General features: G+C 76.1%; 2 protein-coding genes and 1 pseudogene. All 3 read right to left on the reverse strand.

Annotation, left to right across the window (positions count from 1 at the left end; all coding sequences use genetic code 11):
- A partial coding sequence (locus I53_RS18440) for an ATP-binding cassette domain-containing protein (protein ID WP_043353298.1) occupies nucleotides 1–229 on the reverse strand: 229 nt, incomplete at its 3' end.
- Complete coding sequence (locus I53_RS18445; RefSeq protein WP_043353300.1) at nucleotides 222–1,268, reverse strand: iron ABC transporter permease; 1,047 nt, start codon at nucleotides 1,266–1,268, stop codon at nucleotides 222–224. The genes I53_RS18445 and I53_RS18440, both read right to left, overlap by 8 nt.
- Before the next feature lie 24 nt (nucleotides 1,269–1,292).
- Nucleotides 1,293–1,522: pseudogene (locus tag I53_RS18450) on the reverse strand (hemin ABC transporter substrate-binding protein); the annotation flags it as partial.

The raw sequence follows: 1,522 nt of genomic DNA on the forward strand, positions 1-1,522 counted from the left end.
CGCCGGGCGGGATCGTCTCAATTGCCGCGCCGGCATAGGCGACGGTGCCCCGGGTCGGGCGCAGGGCGCCGCTGAGCAGGCGGAGGAGGGTGGACTTGCCGGCCCCGTTCGGGCCGACGATCACCTGGAGGGTGCCGCCTTCCACCCCCAGGGAGACGTCGCGCACGAGGTCGCGCCCCGCCACCGTGACGGTCAGGTCGCGCGCCGTGAGCAGGGCCGGATCAGACATCGTCCGGCCGCACCCGGTCGAGGAGCAGCCACAGGAAGACCGGCGCCCCGACCAGCGCCGTGACGATCCCGATGGGCAGTTCGGCGGGCGCGGCGACGAGGCGCGCCACCACGTCGGCGAGGATCAGGAAGGCGCCGCCGAGGAGCGCCGAGGCCGGGAGCAGCAGCCGGTGCCCCGGGCCGATCAGCAGCCGCAGGGCGTGCGGCACCACGAGGCCGACGAAGCCGATCACCCCGGCCGCCGCCACGCTGGCGCCGACCGCGACCGCCACCAGCACGATGCAGGCGCGCTTCAGCCGCTCCACCGGGACGCCGAGATGGAACGCCTCGGCCTCGCCGAGGACCAGGGCGTTCAGGCCGCGGCCGAGGAACGGGACCGCGGCCAGCACCGGCAGGATCAGCGGCGCCGAGGCCGCGACCTTGGCCCAGGTGGCGCCCCCGAGGCTGCCGAGGGACCAGAAGGCGAGATCGCGCAATTGCCGGTCGTCGCTGACGAAGGTCAGCAGGCCGGTCAGCGCGCCGCTCAGCGCGCCGAGGGCGATCCCGGCAAGCAGCATCGTCGCCACGGCGGTGCGCCCGGACCGCGTGGCGAGGACGTACAGGATGAGGGTCGCGCCCAGGCCCCCGAGGAAGGCCCCGGCCGGCAGGACCGCGTAGGGCAGCGGCCCGGGCAGCCCGAGATGGGCGAGGATGCGGTCGCCGAGGACGATGATGAGCGCGGCGGCGAGCCCCGCCCCCGACGAGACCCCGACCAGCGCCGGGTCGGCCAGGGGATTGCGGAACAGCCCCTGCATCAGCGCGCCGGAGACCGCCAGCCCCGCCCCGACCATCAGCCCCAGCAGAGTGCGGGGCAGGCGGATGGAGAGGATCACGAGGGCGTCCCGGGCGCGGGCCGGATCGCTGCCGTCCCCCAGCAGGACCGCCAGGACCCGCTCCACCGGGATGCGGATCGCCCCGAGGCTCACGGAGAGCAGGGCGGCGGACACCACCAGGGCCGCCAGGATCCCCAGCACCCAGGGCGCCGGGGACCGCCGGCTCACGCGCGCCGCCCGCCGCCGCGCGGCTCAGTCACGCGGCAGGTCCGGGTAGAGCGCCCGCATCAGGTCCGTGGCGGCCTGCGGCGTGCGCGGACCGAAGCCGAGGAGGTAGAGCCCGTCCATGGCCACCAGCCGGCCTTGGGCGCCCGCGGGGGTCTGGGCGAGGGCCGTGCCGGGGGCGAAGATACCCTCGGGCTTCGGCGGCTCCAGGCCCTTCTGCATCATCACCACCGCGTCTGGAGCGGCGGCCACGATGG

The organism is Methylobacterium sp. B1 (assembly GCF_000333255.1).
In the GTDB taxonomy this organism is placed as follows: Bacteria; Pseudomonadota; Alphaproteobacteria; order Rhizobiales; family Beijerinckiaceae; genus Methylobacterium; species Methylobacterium fujisawaense.